General features: G+C 39.6%; 17 protein-coding genes. 7 read left to right on the top strand and 10 right to left on the bottom strand.

Annotated elements, in window-relative coordinates; genetic code table 11:
* Positions 1–65 precede the first annotated feature (65 nt).
* The 5 genes from OKW21_RS00495 to OKW21_RS00515 all read left to right on the top strand — a co-directional run bounded on the left by OKW21_RS00495 (position 66) and on the right by OKW21_RS00515 (position 5,902).
* Positions 66–1,793: a phospho-sugar mutase gene (locus tag OKW21_RS00495; protein ID WP_277476374.1), complete on the top strand. Its 1,728-nt coding sequence runs from the start codon at positions 66–68 to the stop codon at positions 1,791–1,793.
* 40 nt (positions 1,794–1,833) lie between these two features.
* Positions 1,834–3,186 (top strand): DNA recombination protein RmuC, encoded by a 1,353-nt coding sequence (locus tag OKW21_RS00500; protein WP_277476375.1) that lies wholly within the window; start codon positions 1,834–1,836, stop codon positions 3,184–3,186.
* A gap of 103 nt (positions 3,187–3,289) precedes the next feature.
* A complete protein-coding gene (locus OKW21_RS00505; RefSeq protein WP_277476376.1) occupies positions 3,290–3,634 on the top strand; it encodes a MerR family transcriptional regulator in 345 nt (114 codons plus the stop codon).
* 2 nt (positions 3,635–3,636) lie between these two features.
* Entirely contained in the window at positions 3,637–4,779 is a 1,143-nt protein-coding gene (dprA, locus tag OKW21_RS00510; RefSeq protein WP_277476377.1) for a DNA-processing protein DprA, read from the top strand.
* Between the two features lie 37 nt (positions 4,780–4,816).
* Positions 4,817–5,902, top strand: a complete 1,086-nt coding sequence (locus OKW21_RS00515) for a tetratricopeptide repeat protein (RefSeq protein ID WP_277476378.1) — start codon at positions 4,817–4,819, stop codon at positions 5,900–5,902.
* A 7-nt stretch (positions 5,903–5,909) separates the two neighbouring features.
* Here OKW21_RS00515 and OKW21_RS00520 read toward each other — a convergent pair whose 3' ends face one another.
* The 5 genes from OKW21_RS00520 to tamL all read right to left on the bottom strand — a co-directional run bounded on the left by OKW21_RS00520 (position 5,910) and on the right by tamL (position 13,738).
* Positions 5,910–6,539, bottom strand: coding sequence for a tetratricopeptide repeat protein (locus OKW21_RS00520; protein ID WP_277476379.1), 630 nt, complete (start codon positions 6,537–6,539; stop codon positions 5,910–5,912).
* Between the two features lie 108 nt (positions 6,540–6,647).
* The gene (hemF, locus tag OKW21_RS00525) at positions 6,648–7,544 is read right to left on the bottom strand and encodes an oxygen-dependent coproporphyrinogen oxidase (protein ID WP_277476380.1); all 897 of its coding nucleotides are present in this window, start codon (positions 7,542–7,544) and stop codon (positions 6,648–6,650) included.
* On the bottom strand, positions 7,534–8,031 hold the full coding sequence (locus tag OKW21_RS00530) for a CIA30 family protein (RefSeq protein WP_277476381.1): 498 nt from the start codon (positions 8,029–8,031) through the stop codon (positions 7,534–7,536). Before OKW21_RS00530 ends, hemF begins: the two co-directional genes overlap by 11 nt.
* A 168-nt stretch (positions 8,032–8,199) precedes the next feature.
* Positions 8,200–10,989 carry a fibronectin type III domain-containing protein gene (locus OKW21_RS00535; RefSeq protein WP_277476382.1) on the bottom strand — a complete coding sequence of 930 codons (2,790 nt, stop codon included), beginning with the start codon at positions 10,987–10,989 and terminating at the stop codon, positions 8,200–8,202.
* A gap of 283 nt (positions 10,990–11,272) precedes the next feature.
* A complete protein-coding gene (gene tamL / locus OKW21_RS00540; protein ID WP_277476383.1) occupies positions 11,273–13,738 on the bottom strand; it encodes a translocation and assembly module lipoprotein TamL in 2,466 nt (821 codons plus the stop codon).
* On the opposite strand from tamL, the gene OKW21_RS00545 reads away from it, so the two are divergent.
* Positions 13,729–14,481 carry an RNA methyltransferase gene (locus OKW21_RS00545; RefSeq protein WP_277476384.1) on the top strand — a complete coding sequence of 251 codons (753 nt, stop codon included), beginning with the start codon at positions 13,729–13,731 and terminating at the stop codon, positions 14,479–14,481. The two genes, tamL and OKW21_RS00545, sit on opposite strands and share 10 nt — an antisense overlap.
* 281 nt (positions 14,482–14,762) lie before the next feature.
* Positions 14,763–15,431 carry a response regulator gene (locus OKW21_RS00550; protein WP_277476385.1) on the top strand — a complete coding sequence of 223 codons (669 nt, stop codon included), beginning with the start codon at positions 14,763–14,765 and terminating at the stop codon, positions 15,429–15,431.
* Here OKW21_RS00550 and OKW21_RS00555 read toward each other — a convergent pair.
* The 5 genes from OKW21_RS00555 to OKW21_RS00575 all read right to left on the bottom strand — a co-directional run bounded on the left by OKW21_RS00555 (position 15,428) and on the right by OKW21_RS00575 (position 20,029).
* Positions 15,428–16,219: a queuosine precursor transporter gene (locus OKW21_RS00555; protein WP_277476386.1), complete on the bottom strand. Its 792-nt coding sequence runs from the start codon at positions 16,217–16,219 to the stop codon at positions 15,428–15,430. The two genes, OKW21_RS00550 and OKW21_RS00555, sit on opposite strands and share 4 nt — an antisense overlap.
* Before the next feature lie 2 nt (positions 16,220–16,221).
* A complete protein-coding gene (locus tag OKW21_RS00560) occupies positions 16,222–17,142 on the bottom strand; it encodes a ribonuclease Z (protein ID WP_277476388.1) in 921 nt (306 codons plus the stop codon).
* 3 nt (positions 17,143–17,145) lie between these two features.
* Positions 17,146–17,544: an STAS domain-containing protein gene (locus tag OKW21_RS00565; protein WP_277476389.1), complete on the bottom strand. Its 399-nt coding sequence runs from the start codon at positions 17,542–17,544 to the stop codon at positions 17,146–17,148.
* 138 nt (positions 17,545–17,682) lie between these two features.
* Entirely contained in the window at positions 17,683–18,618 is a 936-nt protein-coding gene (locus tag OKW21_RS00570; RefSeq protein ID WP_277476390.1) for a phosphoribosylaminoimidazolesuccinocarboxamide synthase, read from the bottom strand.
* A gap of 100 nt (positions 18,619–18,718) precedes the next feature.
* Positions 18,719–20,029: a toxin-antitoxin system YwqK family antitoxin gene (locus tag OKW21_RS00575; protein WP_277476391.1), complete on the bottom strand. Its 1,311-nt coding sequence runs from the start codon at positions 20,027–20,029 to the stop codon at positions 18,719–18,721.

The raw sequence follows: 20,029 nt of genomic DNA on the forward strand, positions 1-20,029 counted from the left end.
TCTCTCGGGGACAACCTAAACTTTTTTATAATTTTGAGTATAGCTAATCATCCAAAACTTACATTATGGATATTAAAATAAAAGAAAAAGCCCAAAAATGGTTAGATAGCAATATTGACGATGAGAGTAAACTCACCATCAAAAAAATGTTGCAAGACAGTAATGAAGAGGAACTGGTTGATGCCTTTTATAAGGATCTGGAATTTGGTACCGGAGGACTAAGAGGCGTGATGGGAGTAGGCTCAAATCGTATCAATAAATATACGGTGGGTATGGCCACTCAGGGACTGAGTAATTATCTTTTACAAACCTATCCTGATAAAGACATTAGCGTGGCCATTGCTCACGACAGTAGAAACAATAGCCGTTACTTCGCCCAGGTAACCGCAGATGTCTTCTCTGCCAATGGCATCAAAGTTTACTTTTTTGATGACCTAAGGCCTACACCGGAACTTTCGTTTGCAATTCGTACGCTTAACTGCGATAGTGGAGTAGTGCTCACTGCCTCTCATAACCCCAAAGAATATAATGGGTACAAAGCCTACTGGAACGACGGAGGGCAGTTGATAGCGCCTCACGATAAAAATGTCATTCGTGAAGTAGGTAAAATTGAGGGCATCAATGCTGTAAAGTTTGATAAAGACGAAAGCAAAATTCAAGTCATAGGCAAAGACATAGATGACCAGTACCTGAGTATGTTAAAAGGGCTTTCGCTATCTCCTGAAGCGATTGAGCGACAGAAAGACCTGAAGATTGTTTTTACCTCTATTCATGGTACGGCTATCAAGCTCGTTCCTCCCGCATTAGAAAAACTCGGTTTTACGAATGTGCACATTGTGCAGGAGCAAGCTAAGCCAGATGGTAATTTTCCTACTGTGGTGTATCCCAACCCTGAAGAGTCTGAAGCTTTAGATATTGCGCTCAAGCAAGCCACTGAAATAGATGCTGATATCCTAATGGGAACAGACCCTGACGCTGACCGGGTGGGTATAGCTGCAAAAAACCCTCACGGAAAATTTCAATTGCTTAATGGGAATCAGACTGGTAGCATGCTGATTCACTACCTTCTGAAAATGTGGCAGGAGAAAGGTAAGCTAGACGGTAAACAGTTTGTTGCTAAAACAATTGTGACTACCGACCTGATTGAGAAAATAGCTGAAAACTTTGATGTCAGTTGTTACGATACGCTTACCGGGTTCAAATATATCGCTGCTTTGATTCGGGAAAAAGAAGGACAAGAAGAGTTCATCGGAGGGGGAGAGGAAAGCTACGGATATCTTTTCGGGGATAAAGTAAGAGATAAAGATGCAGTGGCTTCCTGTGTAATGATTGCCGAGATGGCAGCTTACGTTAAAGATCAGGGTATGAGCCTGTTTGACTTCCTCTTAGATACCTATCTGAAGTTTGGTTTATACCATGAACGTTTGCACTCACTAACCAAGAAAGGTAAAAGTGGAGTAGAAGAAATACAGCAGATGATGCTGGATCTGAGAAATGATCCTCCGAAGACCATAGGAGGGGAGAAAGTAGTTAAGATCATAGATTATCAGGAAGGTAAGGAAAAGGATATGACAAATGGAGATGTCAAACCTATTGACTTTCCAGAGTCTAATGTGCTACAGTTTTTTACTGAAGGAGGAAGCAAAATATCAGCCCGTCCGTCCGGCACCGAGCCCAAGATAAAGTTCTACTTTAGCATCAGAGGGGAACTGGATAACAAATCAGACTATGACAAGAAAGTAGAACAACTGGAAGAGAAAATTTCTGGAATTATTCGGGAAATGCAGATATAAACTTTTCTGATCAATATTTTAAGCTATCCTTCTTTTGTGAATGGGGGATAGCTTTTTTATTTTAAATGAGACAGATGACATAGATATGATTGTAGAGTCTTTATTATTATTAGCAGCAGTAATCTTAGGTGCTATGGGAGGCTGGTTTGCAGCACGCTTCAGGTATCAGCGACCTTTTACCAACCCTCAGGAAATTGAGAGAAAGTACATTTCCAAAGAACTGTATAGCGATGCCAAACGAGAACTGTACGATAGTCAGCAGCAGGTACTGAGACTAACCAAAACACTGGCAGCAAAAGAGCAGCAAAATCAATCCCTACATGAACAACTACTGAATCAGAAAAGTGATATTCAGGACCTTCAGCAACAGTTCAGACATGAGTTTAAAAGTTTGGCCAATGAACTACTAGAGGAAAAAAGCCAAAAATTTACCGCTTTAAACGAAGAAAAGCTTAGTTATATCCTCAATCCTCTCAAGGAGAAAATTACTGATTTTCGCAGCAAAATGGAGCAGACCTATCATGAGGAAATTCGTGAGCGAGCCTCTTTAAGAAAAGAAATTGAACAACTAATGCACTTGAATCAGCAAATTAGCGAAGATGCTATTCGTCTTACCAAAGCACTCAAAGGAGATAGTAAAGTGCAGGGAGACTGGGGGGAGATGCAGTTAGAACTTATTCTGGAAAAGGCCGGCCTGGAAAAAAATATTCACTATAGCAGTCAGAGTAGCTTTAATGATCAAACTGAAGAGCGAACCCAGCGTCCTGATTATATCATTAATCTGCCAGAGAGCAAACATCTTATTCTGGATGCCAAAGTCTCATTGACTGCCTACGAAAACTACTACAATACGGAAGATCAGGGTGAGAGGAATCATTATCTAAAAGAACATCTGGATAGCATATATCGACATATGAAAGGCCTGAGTGAGAAAAATTACCAGCAATTATACCAGATCAATCAGCCTGATTATGTGATTATGTTTGTGCCTCTTGAGCCAGCGTTAACAGCAGCCCTTCGTGAAGATGCTAAAGTTTTTGAGAAGTGCCTTGATAAGAACATCGTTTTGGTCTCTACTTCTACCCTGCTAGCGACCCTGCGTACAATCTCTTACATCTGGAAGCAGGAAAATCAGAAAAAAAATGTCGTAGAGATTGCCGTAGAAAGTGGTAAATTGTATGATAAGTTTGTAGGCTTTGTAGATGACCTTGGAAAGATTGAAAACAGTTTGCAGTCTGCTCAGGGACATTACCAACAAGCTGTTAATAAACTATGTTATGGTAAGGGAAACCTGGTCAGAAGGGTAGAAAAGCTGAAAGAATTAGGAGCCAATGCGAGCAAATCTATTCCTGATACTTTTCTGGACAAGAGTATAGAAGTAAGAAAGATGTAATATTTAACTTTATTTATTTAAAATATTACTTTTTTAATTAAAATATCATTAAATTAGCATCTTCAATAGGAATAAGATGCAGCTTAACGCAAAGCACACACATATGACCTATAAAGAAAAAGAAATTGAGAAGAAATACTTTTCCATAGGAGAAGTAGCCGAGCAACTTAACATTGCACCTTCTCAGATAAGGTTCTGGGAAGGAGAATTTGATGTCATCAAGCCGCAGAAGAACCGGAATGGAAAACGGCAGTTTACGAAGGAAGATATTGAGAAGCTTAAGATGGTATATCATCTGGTAAAAGAAAAAGGATATACCTTGCAGGGGGCCAAACAAATGATAAAGAATAACAATAAAGGTCTCAAAGATAAAATGGAAATGATTGAGTCTCTGGAAGAAGTGAAAGCATTTTTAGTTGAGTTAAAACAAAAGCTGGATAACCAATAAGCATGAGTGTGGCAAGCAATAGTTTTTCTGAAATAGATACCAGAATTAATCAGGTTGCGCTAAGCATGTTGCCTTTTGTAGGCGGGGCATTAGCGAAGCAGTTAATTAACTATTGTGGGTCCGCAGAGGCGGTTTTTACTAGTCCGATCAGGCACTTAAAACGTATTCCCGGAATTGGAGATAAGATTATTGGAGGGATAAAAAATGCTACTGACTTATTAGAGAAAGCGGAAAAAGAGGTTTTTCGTTGTCAACAAGCAGACATTAACATCTTGGCTTATACTGATGAAGAGTATCCGGAACGACTCAGGCACATTTACGACGCACCCATTCTTATTTATTATAAAGGAAAAGCTAACCTCAACCATCATCGGATACTGAGTATTGTAGGAACTCGCCAGGCAACCCCTTATGGTAGAGAAGTAGTAGAGTCCCTGATTAGTGAACTAAGCATGTACCAACCTCTGATTGTCAGTGGGCTTGCTTATGGTGTAGATATCAGCACGCATCGTGCAGCATTAAAGTACGGATTGCCTACAGTGGGTGTAATGGGGAGTGGTATGGATATTATCTATCCTGCTGTGCACCGTGAAGAAGCTTATCAAATGCTAGCAGAGGGTGGTTTACTCACTGAGAATCCTTTGGGAACTAAACCAGATGCAAGAAAATTTCCGGCAAGGAATAGAATAATTGCAGCGCTGTCAGATGCAACAATTGTAATTGAAGCGGCTGAAAAAGGAGGGGCGCTAATAACTGCAAATCTGGCAAATGATTACGACAGAGAAGTTTTTGCAGTGCCTGGAAACTGGAATCAACCTTATTCAAAAGGCTGTAACAAACTCATAAAACAACACAAAGCACATATCCTTACCCAGGTAAATGATATTGTTGAAATGTTAAATTGGGATTGTGAGTTCAATGCGAAGAAAAAACTGAATCAGCCTGTTTTACAGGTAGCAATAGATGAAGATGAACAGCAAGTTGTAGATGTGTTGAGCAGACAATCAGAAGCCATGATTATGGATAATCTAAGTTGGCATACTCAGTTTTCAATTAGCAAGCTTGCATCAATACTATTGAGTCTAGAGTTTAAAGGTGTTATTAAGTCACTACCTGGAAAGAAGTACCAGATGGTAGGGTATTAAGGTGTATGATAATTATTCAACATTAGAGCATTTAGCTATGGTGAAAAATTATTATCATTTGTTGGGAGTTGACTATGATGTCTCTTCCGCTGATTTGAAATTGGCATACCGTAATCTTGCCAAAAAATACCATCCGGATGTAAATCCGGGTGATAGTGAGAAAGAAGAAATGTTTAAGCTCGTAAGCGAGGCTTATGACATATTGTCTGATCAGAACAAGAAGGCAGCTTACGATCTCACATTATTGCTTGGACTTAATGACCTTTACGCAAGTCTTGAGGAAGAGGAAAGAAGGTATCGTTACGCACGGAGACGTGCTTACTATTCTGGTAACTATTATCCTCCTAAGAAAGAGCCCATTACCTATTCTAAAAAAGTATATGCCGCGGTAATTTCATTAGTGGTTGTGGCTGCTTTGTCCGCGCTGATTGTCCCTTTTGGCTTATCACATTATTCTTCTGCATACCATTACGACAAAGGTCTTGAGTATTATAATGATCACCAGTATTTTGCTGCACTTAATAGCCTGCACCGTGCTATTATTGACTTTGGAAGCAAAGAAATTGAAGCCTGCTTACTTTCCGGGAACATACTGATGAATCAGTATGGACAGTATTCTGCTGCGATGGAATATGCCAACATTGGTTTAAAAAGAGCTTCCACAGATATTGAAAAAGTTCAGCTACTTTATCTGAAAGGTATGTGTATGAAAGAAGGTGGTGACTATCATAATGCAATCAATCAATTTGAAGAGGCCAAAGCAATCTGGCCGGAGTATGATAGTCTTTATTTTCAGATGGGTACTATACAAGCTTATCATTTGGGAAATTATCAAGAAGCTAAAGACCTCATTGATCACCTCATGGTAGTAAACCCAAGTTTTCATGAGGCGTATTATACCCGTGCTTATTGTAATTATCGGCTAGGAAATTATGAAGATGCTTCAAAAGATATCACTGCTTTTTTATCTACTGGCCAAACTAAGGAAGGGGAAGCTTATTTGATGCAAGCATTGGTGGCTGATAAGCTACACCATTCAGAAGAGGCATGTATTGCCATAAAAAAAGCTTCTCATCACGATGTGAGAGAAGCTATTAAACTTAAAATGAAATACTGCCTGTAGTGACTATCTATTGAATAGCACGGCGGTTACAGATATTTCTTATCATATCATAAGCTTTTAAATCACCTAATTCGCCTGCCTTGCTAAGGTCAAGGCAGCCTTCTTGCATTAGCCCATGTTCTATGCGTAACACACCTCTGAGAAAGTAGGCATCAATATTTTTAGGGTGAATCTGTAGTATTTTTGTACAGTCATTGATAGCATCCTTGTAGGCCTCTAATTCTCGGCGTGCTTGTCCTCTTTGGTAATAGGCATTTACATGATTTTCGTTGAGTTTAATAGCTTCCCCAAAATCCTCAATGGCACCGTAGTAATCCTGAAGCGAGAATTTAATGCTACCCCGTTCATAATACGCTTCTGCATATTCAGGGTTGATCTCTAGTACCATGTTGTAATCCTTCATAGCACCATGGTAATCTTCAAATATTTTTTTAGTATTACCGCGAAAAAAATAAGCGTGATAGCGTAATGAGTCAGCATCTATAGCCTTATTGAAGTTTATTAGTGCTTCTTTATACATCCCTTCCCCAAATAGCTTTCTTCCTTTCTCTACATACGCTGTAACCTCTTCTTGCGCTCTGGCCCCAAATATGACTGAGATAGATAGAGCTAAAGCTAAATATAATTTTCCAAGCATATCTCTATGTTTTTTAATAGTAACATGCTAGCAAAGTACTATAAAATAGTCCTTAAATTAAAGTTGTATGAGTTCTACTAAGAGCATATGTAATATTTGAAATCAAATTTAGATTATATCCAACCAATTAATACCCTTACGTAAATATTTTTGTGTGGTATGTTCTTTACTACCTTCTATTGGCTGATGGCTGTAGATCCAATTCGCTTGTGGAGGAAGACTCATTAAAATAGATTCGGTACGTCCCTGAGTATCAAGGCCAAATTTAGTCCCCTTATCCCAAACCAGGTTAAATTCTACATAGCGTCCTCTTCTGACCAACTGCCATTCTTTTTCACGCTCTTCAAAAGGCAAATTTTTATTTTTATGGATCAAGTATGTATAAATAGGCGAAAAAGCATTGCCTACATCCTGTACAAAGTGAAATAGTTGCTCCAAACTCATTTCTTTTGAAGGAGATAACCTATCAAAAAAAATCCCTCCTACTCCTCTGGTTTCCTGTCGGTGTCTTACATAAAAATAATCATCAGCCCATGCTTTAAATTTTGTATAGTACTCGGGGTGATGCTTATCGCATATTTTCTTTAGTTCTTTGTGAAAATACTGAGCATCAGACAGATCTATATAATGAGGAGTGAGGTCAATACCACCACCAAACCAACTGGTGCCATTTTCCATTTCAAAGTAACGAACGTTCATATGGATAATGGGTACCATAGGACTTAGCGGATGCATGACAATGGAGACACCAGTGGCATAAAAATCTGTTTCAGAGAGTTGGAGAGCCTTTAATATTTTTTCTGGGGTTTTGCCATGAACCGCTGAAAATGCTACTCCTCCTTTCTCAATAACATCACCCTGAATAATGCGAGTTCTACCGCCGCCGCCGCCTTCTCGTTTCCAGCGGTCTTCTATGAATTTACCACCATCGGCCTTTTCCAATTGATTACATATATTGTCTTGTAAGGACATGAACCAATTTGTGATCTCTTCTTTATTGTACATAAGGTTTGATGCTTTTAACGGTTAGATGAAAGGGCCCTTCCTGTTGCTCAGAGATAAGAAAACCAACCATAGAAATACGAGAAGGATCAAAACTTTCCTCGACTTTTCTACCCCGAATAGATGCTTCAAGTTCTAAAAATGGTATATGAACTATTTGCTCGGTTGTACATGAGTGAAAACGGGCTTGAAAACGAGGGCTTTTTGGAGTGAGTTGATTGGCCAGGTTTAGTTTATAGGACTTATTATCTCCAATAATCACAATACTAAGCCCCTGATATGCTTGTAAGTTAATTGTTGGCAAAATCTCATAGCGCACCGAAGCAAAGCCTCCATTATTTTTCAAAGATAGTTCACCTGACCACTCTAGGTGATTGTTATGATTTTGGTAAGCTGTACTCTTTGAAATACCTCCCATGATAGTATCATTGATGCATTTCCAATCTGCCTGATACTGTGGGTTAGAAAGAAAAAAAAAGTCATTATCCATACTATGGTTATTGTTCAGAACCAGATAGGTGCCAATATTAGGATGAAGAACGTTGATTGCAAATTATGTAGAGAAGACATTTGAAATCATTTCAATGACAGTTACCAACGAAAAGGTTATTCCTGGCCTGGCATAGCCATAAATAATAGATATAGCGTATAAAATACTTTACCTGTCTGCTTTGTGCTCAGGTATATTTGATGTTGTTTTATCAGTGACTTCCAAAAAAATGTCATCTACTATTCCCAAGGTTTCGCCTTCTATCTTTAATGGTGCAGACATCATTCCACAGGAGTTATTTGAAATAAACACAGAATATTCACCCGGTTCACTTACAGTGCATAGATGACTGGATTCTTCGTCAAGAGGCTCCCCATTTTTAAACCAACGATACTTGTATGAAGGCTTCTCATTAGCTTGCAGCACTATTTTACGTTGCTTGCTATCTTTATCGTGTATCTGTACATCAGCTTCAAAAGTTGAAAAGGTATCAAAAGCAACTGGCCGTGACCATTTGCTGTTTGTAAAAGCGTTATATGCTTTTACTCTGCAGAAATAAGCGCTATCTTCTTCCAGGCCATTAACAACTGTATGAGAAGCATCAGCGATCACGGTATCTTGTACTATTAGTTCTTTCCCATGCTCGTAGGTATAGACCTGAAAGTGAAAATTTTCTACAGCAGGGGTCTTGATCCATTGAAATAAATATTCACCACATACATTAAGCTGGAGGGAGTCAGGGGTGCTTACAAACTGTGGAGCAGGAATACTATGGGCTACGGTAATATCGTCTACGTAAATTCCTCCCTTGAGATTGCCAGTTCCTGTAAATTTTCTGTCTCCTGACTGCTGAAAACGTATCACATACACCTCAGAAAAATGAATGTTGGAAGTGATGGCAAGTGAGTCCAGGTTTAGAGAATAAGCTTGATATCTCCCTTTAGCCTCAGGAAGGTTCCATGCTTTTTTGAAATTTCTTCCTCCATCACTACTAAGCCATATACCATCCTCATCATCAACAATATCATAGTTATTATAAAGCGAGAAATTAAGTCGTAAGTCTTGCTGGCTGTTCAGATCAAGATTGAGATCTATGGCATTGGTAGTTTGTTTTCCGTCTTCAGCCCTGCCTAAAGCAAGACCTTTAGAGTTTTTGTAGCCTACTGAATCCAAGACTTTGACGAAGCCTCCTGGTTTTATATGCTGAACTGAAGCTGTCAGCATCGGGTTTCCGAAATGCCAGTATGTACCCAGTGAGTCTTCGAAGCTTTCTGAAAAAGGAACCTTATGGTAAGTAAGCTCCACCGGATCCACGATGCTGATATTATCCAGATAGATACCATCACTAATAGTACGTGTTCCTTCAAAATCATCATCATCGTATTGTTGAAAACGAATAACAAAATTTCGCGTTAAATTCAGGTTTTGTTTTTTCGCTAACTGGAAGATATTGAGCGAAAGAATATCCCCAAACCGGCCGTCAGCCCAGTTATCGCAATCAAAATCAAAAACTTTTTTGAAGCTTTTACCCCCATTACTACTAAAGAAAATTCCATCTAACTCGTGAGATTCATCGTAATTATCATAAAAGTCAAAATTGAGAGAAGCCTCATTATGCCCTTCCAAATTTATGAATAGGTCTAAAGCATTGGTAGTGTAGTTTTTATCAGTATTGCTCCCTAACCTTACGGCCCTGTTTCCATCCTGCATAGCTACTATTTCCACTATGCCATTTGGCTTTACGTCACCATCATATGATGCAAATCCTACTTGCCAGTAAGGAGCAAATTCCTTATCATCAAAGTTTTCGTATAAGGGAAGCGAAGTAAAGACGGGAGGATCATTGTAAACATATATATTATCTATCATCAGCCCATCACTAGAGAGCCTGCTGCCTTCAAAGTCATCATCATCATGCTGCTGAAATCTGATTACAAAGCGCTCATTTGTTTTTAGACCGTATTTTTTAGCCAGCTCATTAATATCAAGGGGGGGGAGAGAGCCGAAATGATCGTCACTCCAATGGTCAGGATTAAAAGCGTAAACTTTGTTGAAAGATAAACCTCCATTGTCGCTGAAAAATATGCCATCTGCCGCATTTGTCTCATCCCGATTGTCATATATATCAAACCGAAGTTTGGCATGATGGTAGGATGCTAAGTTGAGATGTATGTCCAGTGCATTGGTAGCCGGGCTTTTATCAATCTTACTGCCCATGCGAAGTACGTTTCCTCTAAGGCTGTCAAACGATACAATATCTATGAGAGAGGCGGGAGACACCACACCCGTACTATCTGATAAGCCAGGACTGCCAATGAGTGTAGTAGGTGACATCTGTAATAATTTATCGTCAGAGAAGTCTTCAGAAAAAGGGAGTGAGGCATATGTGATATCATAACTTGTTACAGATACATGGTCTAGATAAATACCATCGCTAAACTCCTGCCCTCCATTAAAGTCATCTTTACCATATTGCTGAAAACGGATAATGCTTTGTTCGCTTGGTAAAATACCTTTTGCTCTGGCTAGTGCATTCAGGTGTAGTGGTGGTAATGAAGAGCTATACTTCTGAGGCCATTTTTCAAATTCAAAAGTAAAGATTTTCTCAAAAGTAACTCCTCCGTCAACACTTAGAAAGATTCCATCCTGTACGTGAGATTCTTCATGGTTGCTGTAAACCATAAATTTTAGCATAAACTGATGGTCGCCGGATAGGTCTATGGGTAAGTCTAGCCGGTTAAGGGTATGCGTATCGTCTTTACTTTTACCCATGCGTACTGCATAGTTACCTTCCAAACCTTCGGTAGGAAAAACCTCAATTACTCCGTTTTGTTGACCTGGGTTGATTTGCCATTGAGGAAGAAAGCTTCCATTTTCAAAGTTGTCAGAAAAAATGACCTGTTGACCCAGAATACTATTATAGCTCAGGAGTAGAAAAGCGAGGGTTAATCTCGCCATTTTTATTTTTGAGTAGACTGTCATCACTACTATTTTCAAAAATGGTAAAAACCTTACATAGGTTATGTTTAACAAATATAATAATAAATATATTAAATTGCGTTAATCTAATAGATAAAATATATTAATTATGTACTCGAATGATATATTTATATGGTATATACTGTAAACTGCAGTAGTTAAGCTATTAAAACATCATGAATTTACAGAGAATGAGAGTAAATCTCAACGAAAAAGCACACATGTAATAACTAAATGTTATAAGTAAGAGCTGATAAAAAAATTAGAAAGGGTATCCAATACCGATGTTGAACACACCATGAGAGACCTCATCCCAAACGTCAAACTTCTGACCGATCCAACGCTGTCCCGCATCACGAGCAGGGTCATACATTTTTACACCATAGTCGAAGCGGATGATTAAGAATGAGAAATCCAGTCTTAAGCCTAAGCCAGAACCAACAGCAATCTGCTTATAAAAAGAATCTAACTCAAAATTGGCGGCCGGACGAGATTGTGTTTCATAAAAAAGCCAAACATTACCTGCATCTATGAAAAAGGCTCCACTTACAAAACCAAATAGTTCTCTTCTGAGCTCTACACTAGCTTCTAACAGGATTTCTCCGGGTTGCTCATTGTTATAAACGAAATAGCCATCTTCATCAACAGGTGTCTGAGGAGGGGATCCTCCGGGACCTAGACGTCTGGGTCTCCAGGCTCTGATGCTATTACTTCCACCGGCAAAAAAGTATTTTTCGTAAGGAAGCACGTTCCCCGTAGTATCACCATAGGGGACTGCCACTCCGATATTCAAGCGGTATGCAAGGTCAGAAGTTCTTGAGATAGGAATATACTTACGATAGTCGGTATTAACTTTTACATATTTGAAATATTCCAGTCCTCTGTCAGTGACTATGTCAGGGTTAATAAAGTTAAATATGGTTCCTCCGCTCTCCAGATATAATTTAAGGTAAGATGCACTATTCTTTCTGTCTGCATAATTACCATAATTGTTGAAATTAAAGATGGTTGAGAAGTTAATGCTACTTACAAAGGATGGCTCAAACGAACGGCTTAGAGGAATACCTAGTGAATCCTGCGTATCCAAAATGTTTTGAAATGCATCACTGATATTTCTTGAATCTATCAGGTTAATATCTACCGGGGTAAACGTATAACTTATTTTCTGCTGCTTCTGCCAGGTATAAGAAAGTGAGGTATTGAAGTTTGTTCTCACATATTCCTGTCGGTCGGTGTAATTGTAGCCCGTCTGTAGTCGTGTACGTGGGTTTAATACGCCAAAATGTGACTTCCATTCTTCCGGTAGCGGAAAGATAAACTGAGGAAAAGTAACTGACAGATTACCACCTGCGTCAACACTGCGGTAAGCTCCCTGGCCTTCTGTACCTGAGGGAGGAGGTACACCTTCAATACCCGCTCTGGCATTGAGTTCCATGATTTCAAGCCCTCCAAACACATTTCTTATTTTGAGAGATGAGTTGATAAAAGGCCCTGGTAAGCCCTGGCTTACGTTAAGTCCTACCTCATTTGAGGTCTGGTATTTTTTGAGTGGGCTGGCGTATACACGGGCAACAAAATGGTTTCCTGTAGTATCGTAATTGATATTGATAAACTTAAAAACATCTAGGTTGGATAGTTGTCGCTGTGTCTGTAGAGATTCTTCAAGGCTATACAAACTATCAGGGTAAATAAATATACGTCGGTCAAGTATTTTTTTATAATACTGATACTCGTAGTAGCGGTAAACAATATTGTTATGTTCACTTGATTTTCTTAGTCCTAATGTACGGTCCGTACCGATATCAGAATCTGTAACAAATATGACAGAGTCTATTTTGAACCTTTTATGGTACCCTCTTTTGGCGGGTTCGCGGATGAGGGTATTTATGCGTACCTCTCGTTCGCTAATGGTTGAGTCAACCTCGTATTCTACATATTGTCGACTAAAGTCATAGAAACCATTATTTCTCAGCAGGGTCTCAATACGCTCTCTTTCCTGAGATAGTTTTTCCTGATCATATACCTGTCCTTCTCTCACCAGACGCTCATCAAAACTTTCATGGATCAATCTTCGGATCACGGAATCTTGAATCAAATAGGTAATGGTATCAATGCTGTAAGGCAGGCGTTCATTGATAGTATAGTTGGAGGTGATTTTTCTGCCCTCTAAAGTTGTTCCGTGATCAACGCTACCATTAAAGTAGCCTTTGGTATGAAGATAATTTTCCATTTGCTGACGCGTTATCTCTGCCTGTGAGCTATCATATATGCTCAAAGGCTCTCCCCAGCGCATCAGAAGGTTCCCTTCCTCCAACTTACGATCTATCTTGTTTGTCTTCTTTTCCTTTTTCTTTTCAAGCCTTTGTATTTTCTTTTCCTTCTCAGCTTTTTCAATTTTAGTGTTATACTTGTCAATGACATCTTGCTTATCCTCCCGTAATTCTTCCTCATCATAGAAGTCTTGTCCGATATGGTAAATCCATACAAAAGGAGTGAAGGGAATGACAGGAAACTTTCGGTTGGGTTCCTGGCGGTAAAAGTCAGACAGATCATCTTCATTTACCTTATTGGCTTTTTTTATATTTTGCTTATATAGCAGGTATTCTCCTTCATCCAGATAGCGGGTACCCAGACAGCTAGAAAGGAGAAGCCCTGTTAACAGAGTAAGAGAAATACTCTTTAGGATACGGTATATTGGTACAGTATTAATGGCTAAAAATGATTTCAAAAAGGATTCTAAAATTAATTAAGTCTCTTCAACAAAAGAAGTATAGAAAAAAATATAAGCTTTTTTTGGTTGAAGGAGGTAAAAATATACTGGAACTCCTGTCAACGCATTTTAGCATTAGAACACTAATAGCCACTCCAGTGTTTATAGAAGTGCACAAAGATCTGATAAATAAGCATGAAGTTGCCGAAATTATTTCAACAGATGAAAAACAGCTTTCTACTGCCAGTACACTCAAATCCAATAATGCAGCGATAGCTATTGTAGAAATTCCGGAAAATTTACCCTATCAAAGTTCTCCCGGAGCGTACGAACTGGTGCTGGATGACATCAATGACCCTGGTAACCTGGGAACAATTTTGCGCATAGCTGACTGGTACGGGATACCGCAGATTATCTGCTCACCTGAAACCACTGACTTGTACAGCCCCAAGGTGATCAGCGCAAGCATGGGCTCTTTTTTAAGGGTCAACGTTTTTTATATGGATCTGGAATCTTTTTTTAAGAAAAACAGAAAGCCGGTCTATGCCGCTTATGCAGCCGCTGGCGAAAATGTACACACTTTAAATTTTAGCAAAGAAGGTGTTTTGCTGATGGGTAGCGAATCTCATGGTATTCATCCACGCTATGCCAAATACGTAAATTGTAGTGTTCATATCCCATCATACGGAAAAGCAGAATCGTTAAATGTAAGTATAGCTACCTCTGTAATCTGTGATAATATGAGAAGGCTTAGTGAATAATAGCGTTGGCTTCTTCATTTAAAAGTGGAAAAAAAAACGCACCCCGGAACTTCCTCCTGAATATTTTTAGTTTATTTTAAATCATAAATTATAAAAGTATTTTTACTCAATAATTTCAGGGGAAAATTATAAATTATAAGTTGTCTAAGCATTTCAGTTTAAAGGTAAGACCAAAGACTTGCGATAAATAACTAAACTATATTTCATCCGGCCATTACTGAGTAGCATGTAAGGGTGAATACTAATACATTAGAGGAAGAAGACTCTACAGGCCTGACCATATGAGAAACAATCTAAAACTGATCATTGTAGATGATCATCAGCTTTTTCGCCAAGGACTTATTAAGTTATTGAAGGAGAGATTAGAAAATGTAAGCATAAAAGAAGCAAGTAATGGTAAAGAGCTATTATCTATGTTGGAAGTGCAAAAACCAGATATCGTACTCTTGGATCTGGAGATGCCAGTGATGGATGGATTAGAAACTTCCAATGTCCTTCTGAATAACCCTAAGTTTAGCGATATCAAGATCATCGTACTTAGTATGCATGAGCATGAGAAGTTCGTGATTGAGCTTATTGAGAGCGGCGTGTACGGATACATCCTAAAGGACGCAGATATAGATGAGGTGCTGGAAGCTATTCATGCGGTGGATAATGGGCAGTACTACGTCAGTCAGCATACTTTCAATGCTATGCGGAAAGATATTAGTGAACAAAGTAAGTTTCAACACTCCTTTGCTCAGGAGAGTGAAAAGTTATCATCCCGAGAAGAAGAAATACTGAAGCTTATCTGTAAAGAGTATACGAATAAAGAAATGGCTGAAGAGCTTAACCTTAGTGTGCGCACCATTGATGGACACCGCAACCGTCTTCTCAAAAAGACAGGCATGAAAAATACTGCAGGTCTAATCAAATACGCACTACAAACGGGCATTTATCGTATGGACTAATCAAGAGAGGTGTTTTGCGTAGCCTCGTGCATCATGTTTTCGGCCAGTTCTTTCCCCAGATAGTTGTCAATTAGGTAATGGGCTATATAGAGCAATGGAGTAAGCACTACGGCTACTGTAAACTTATAAATGTAATTGACAATCCCTACAGCAAAGACCTGGGCAATGGGCCAGTTGCCAAATACATAGAAAGCAATAAACAGCACCACAAAACTATCTACTAACTGAGAGACTAAGGTAGAACCAGTAGCTCTGAGCCATATTTTGCTGTTGCCTGTAATTCGTCTCAGTCTTTGAAAAACAATCACATCCAGTAACTGACCAATAAGAAAAGCGAATAAGGAGCCTATAATAATGCCCAGGCCCTGCCGGAATATCTTCCGAAAAGCAAAATCAATATCAAAGTAATTTCCAGCCTCATCTGTACTATTGACATCCAGCCAGAAGGAAGCGGGAGCCAGTTCTGTAACAAGGTAAATGACCACAAAAGAGTAAGCGATAAATACGACAGTTAGGTAGCTGATTTGCTTCACACCTCTTTTACCAAAGTACTCATTGATCACATCAGTAGTAATAAACACCACAGGCCAGATAACTGCCCCGGCAGTGAGGTTAAAGTCTAATATGAAATCACCAAGCAAAGGAATTTGAGCAGGCGGAAGCCCTAAAGTAGCTTCTGCCGAAAAGATTTTAACACCAATCAACTCAGCCAATAGGGCATTGGTCAGAAAAATACCGCTGAGGACAATAAAAAGGATATTTCTTTTGTGCTTGTTAGTTGTGGTCACAGTTATTTGTCATCTATAAAGTAATCTTCTCCTTCCAGGGCAAGTGAGGTATTGGGAAATACCATTTTAGCTTCTTCTAATAAAGGTTTTAGCGTCTTATATCTGCTGGAATAATGTCCGATAATCAGGTGTGTCACATTAGCTTTTTTTGCTATGGTTGCAGCTTCTATGGTAGTACTATGATACCTTTCATTTGCTTTTTTGGCTTCATCATGCATAAAGGTAGCTTCGTGATAAAGCAGATCCACTCCTTCTATGTACTCAATCAGTTTTTCCTGATAACGGGTATCCGAACAATAAGCATAGGAACGACTTTTTTTAGGGGGCAGCGTAAGCGCTTCATTAGCATAGCGTAGGCTCCCATCAGCATCATACAGGTTTTTGCCTTCCTTGAGATCAAGAATATCCGCTACTGAAATGTCAGGCTTAAGCTTTTCTTTATCAATCCGTCTGGGCTTTTCTTTTTCTCGGAAAAGAAAGCCGCTACAAGCAATGCCATGGTCCAGCGGAAGGCTGTGTACGGTAAATAATGGGTTTTCGTATAAAACTTGTGACTGTAAATGATCAGTCACACTAAAATGAATTTTGAATTTCAGGTTGGCATGGGTAGCTCTCATTTGTACAGTAACCATTTCAGAGAGCTGATAAGGACCGTAGATGTACAAATCTTCGGTCCTTCCAGTAAGGTTTAAAGTATTGAGCAAGCCGATAAGGCCAAACACATGATCTCCATGCAGATGGCTAATAAAAATATGATTTATTCGGCTTACTTTGGCTTTGTATTTCAGCAGCTGCATCTGTGCACCTTCTCCACAGTCTATCAGCATAAAATGATTTTCCAGATTAAGTAACTGGCTGCTTTGGTGTCGGCCGTAAGCGGGTGTTGCTGAGTTAGCGCCTAATATTTTAAGCTGGAAAGCCAAGGTTTAGTCAACACCATTATCATTTTCAGAACCACTGTTGTTCAGGTCTTTCTCAATCTCATTCATAAACACAGCATCTACAGCTTCCTCTAATGTTGGGATTACCGTCATTACGTTGTCCAACTGAGAAATTTTGATCAGCTTCATGACATGCTCATTCAGGCTACACATGATGAACATGCCTCCATCCTCACGAAAAATACGGTTTCCAACCAGCAACGCGCTGAGGCCAGACGAATCAGTATATTTTACCTGATCCATATTCAGAATCAGGTTTTTTACGCCTTCGGCGTGCATAGTGATAAGTTCTGATTTAAGTTCAGGAGCAATAGAAGCATCTAATTTTTCTTCCTGAAGGAGAAAAGTACTGTACTGCTCTTTTTTGTCTATAGAATATTTCATCTGATAATTATTTGTTTTTTTAGGTTTGATGAAGAAATCTATAAGCTTGACCACATACTAATGTATAAGGTTTAATTTCCTGCGATCACTTCATCAAATACGCGATTTATGAGTATTGTAAGATGCTAATTTACAAAACTATAAGGCATTTATTATGTTTTGCTGTATTCTATTAAGGATATTGTCTGTTTTCTCTCTCACAAAATTTTTCCCGGTAACTTTCTCGTAGAGCTCAATATACCTTTCAGAAATACTATTTACTACCTCATCAGTCATTTCCGGCATTTGCTGCCCTTCTTTTCCCTGAAAACCTTGGGAAATTAACCACTGACGAACAAACTCTTTGGAGAGCTGTTTCTGAGCTTCTCCTTTAGCCTGTCTTTCCTCATAGCCTTCAGCGTAGAAGTAGCGCGAAGAGTCAGGGGTATGAATTTCATCAATCAAATGTATGCTATCGTCAAAGGTACCAAATTCATATTTAGTGTCTACCAGAATCAGGCCTCTGTTCCGGGCTATGTTACTCCCTTTTTCGTACAAGCGATAGGTATAGTCTTCCAGTCGTTTGTAGTGTTCCTCAGGAACCAAGCCCCGAGAGATAATTTCCTCACGAGAAATATCTTCATCATGCCCTTCCTGGGCTTTGGTGGCCGGTGTGATGATCGGCTGTGGCAGCGGGTCGTTCTCCTTTAGCCCTTCGGGTAGGCTTACACCACAGAGACTACGCTTACCATCCCGGTATTCACGCCAAGCATGACCTGCCAGATATCCGCGGATAACCATCTCTATCGGATAAGGCTTGCAGTTAAAGCCCAACATGGCATTGGGGTCAGGCATCCCGGTTACCCAATTGGGCACAATGTCAGCAGTGGCATTTAAAAACTCAAAAGCGATCTGGCTGAGAACCTGTCCTTTATAAGGAATAGCACGAGGTAATATCACATCAAAAGCAGAAATACGATCAGTGGCGATGAGAACGATCTGCTTGTCCAAAAAATATACATCCCGCACTTTTCCACGATAAAAGCTGGTTTGCCCCGGAAGCTCAAAACGGGTTTCTGTAATTGTATTTCCCATAAGCGGGCAATTTAGTGATATGTAAAGAAAAAAAATACGTTATATCAAACTAGATACAAAAATACCTGCTATACTCAAAAAATACAGGCTTTACATGAGCTTATTTGTTGCTTTCGTAATTCTGCGTCTCTAATATATTGCCCTCTTGATCGTAAGTAGTCCATTTCCCTACTTTTTTACCTCCATTATACATGCCTTCTTCTGCCAGTTGGCCACTCTCATGGTAGGCACGATAGGTTCCCTGTGCAACTCCGTAGTAATAGGCAGTTTCACTTTTTAACTCTCCTGAAGGGTAATATTCTTTCCCTGTTCCGGTTTTTCGGCCTTTGTTAAAATCCTGGGTGCTTTTGATTCTACCGCCAGGGTAATAGGTAATTGTAGCGCCTTGTTGCACCCCATTTGCGTAGGTTTCTTCTTTTTCTGGTTTACCATCAACATAATATGTCTTCCAGGTGCCAGTAGGCTTTTTTTCATTATTGTATGAGCGTTCAGCTTTTAGTGTACCATCCTCATAGTATTGCTTTTCAGTTTTTACGCCTTCAACATGAGTTACGATTGAAGAAAGCTCACCATTTTCATAGTAGGTTTTACGCTCACCTGCCTCCTTGCCATTGCGGTAAGTGCTCTCCATTTTGAGCGTGCCATCCGGATAATAATATTTAACTTCTCCATCCAGGAAGCCCTCTTTGTAGTATTCATCTCGTAGTAACTGCCCTTCCCTACTAAAGGATTGTGAACTGCCGTGGCGCTGTCCTTTGCGGAAAATGGTTTTATCAGCGATTTCACCATTGCGGTGGTATTCGGTGACTAGCCCATTTATCACAGCATTTTGGTAGGTAAATTCTGACCGCAAACTACCGTCTTCATAATAGCGTTTGGCTGGTCCATGCTGCTTACCACCCTGATAGGTAATGACTTCCTGCAAATTGCCATTAGGGTAATAGGCTTCAATAGGCCCATCAGGCTTACCGTTTACAAACTGTGTTTTATTCTTAAGTGTACCGTCATTATAGTAAAGGCGCAAATCGCCCTGAAGGGTATCGTTGATATAAGTAGCGACCTGTATGGTATCGCCTTCGGGGCTAAATACTACCACTTCACCATTTTTGATACCTTCTTCATAGGGGGTAAGCCTTTGGAGAGAGCCATCAGTATAGTAGTCTTTTAGCGCGCCATATAGCTTTCCTTTTTCAAAACGTGCAGCAGCAGCCAGGCTTCCATTGTCATAATATTTCTGATAAAGCCCCTGAACCTGTGTGCTGTCCTCATTGAGGATGTAGTACTTCTCTCTCAGCATGGTCTGGGCAGAATCGTAATAGGTCTGGACAAGGGTGGTATCCTGAGAAAAAGCGAAGCTGATGCTGCTACTTGATAAGATGCATATGGCAAAAATCGCTATCCAATATTTCAT

It is taken from the genome of Catalinimonas alkaloidigena (assembly GCF_029504655.1).
In the GTDB taxonomy this organism is placed as follows: domain Bacteria; phylum Bacteroidota; class Bacteroidia; order Cytophagales; family Cyclobacteriaceae; genus Catalinimonas; species Catalinimonas alkaloidigena.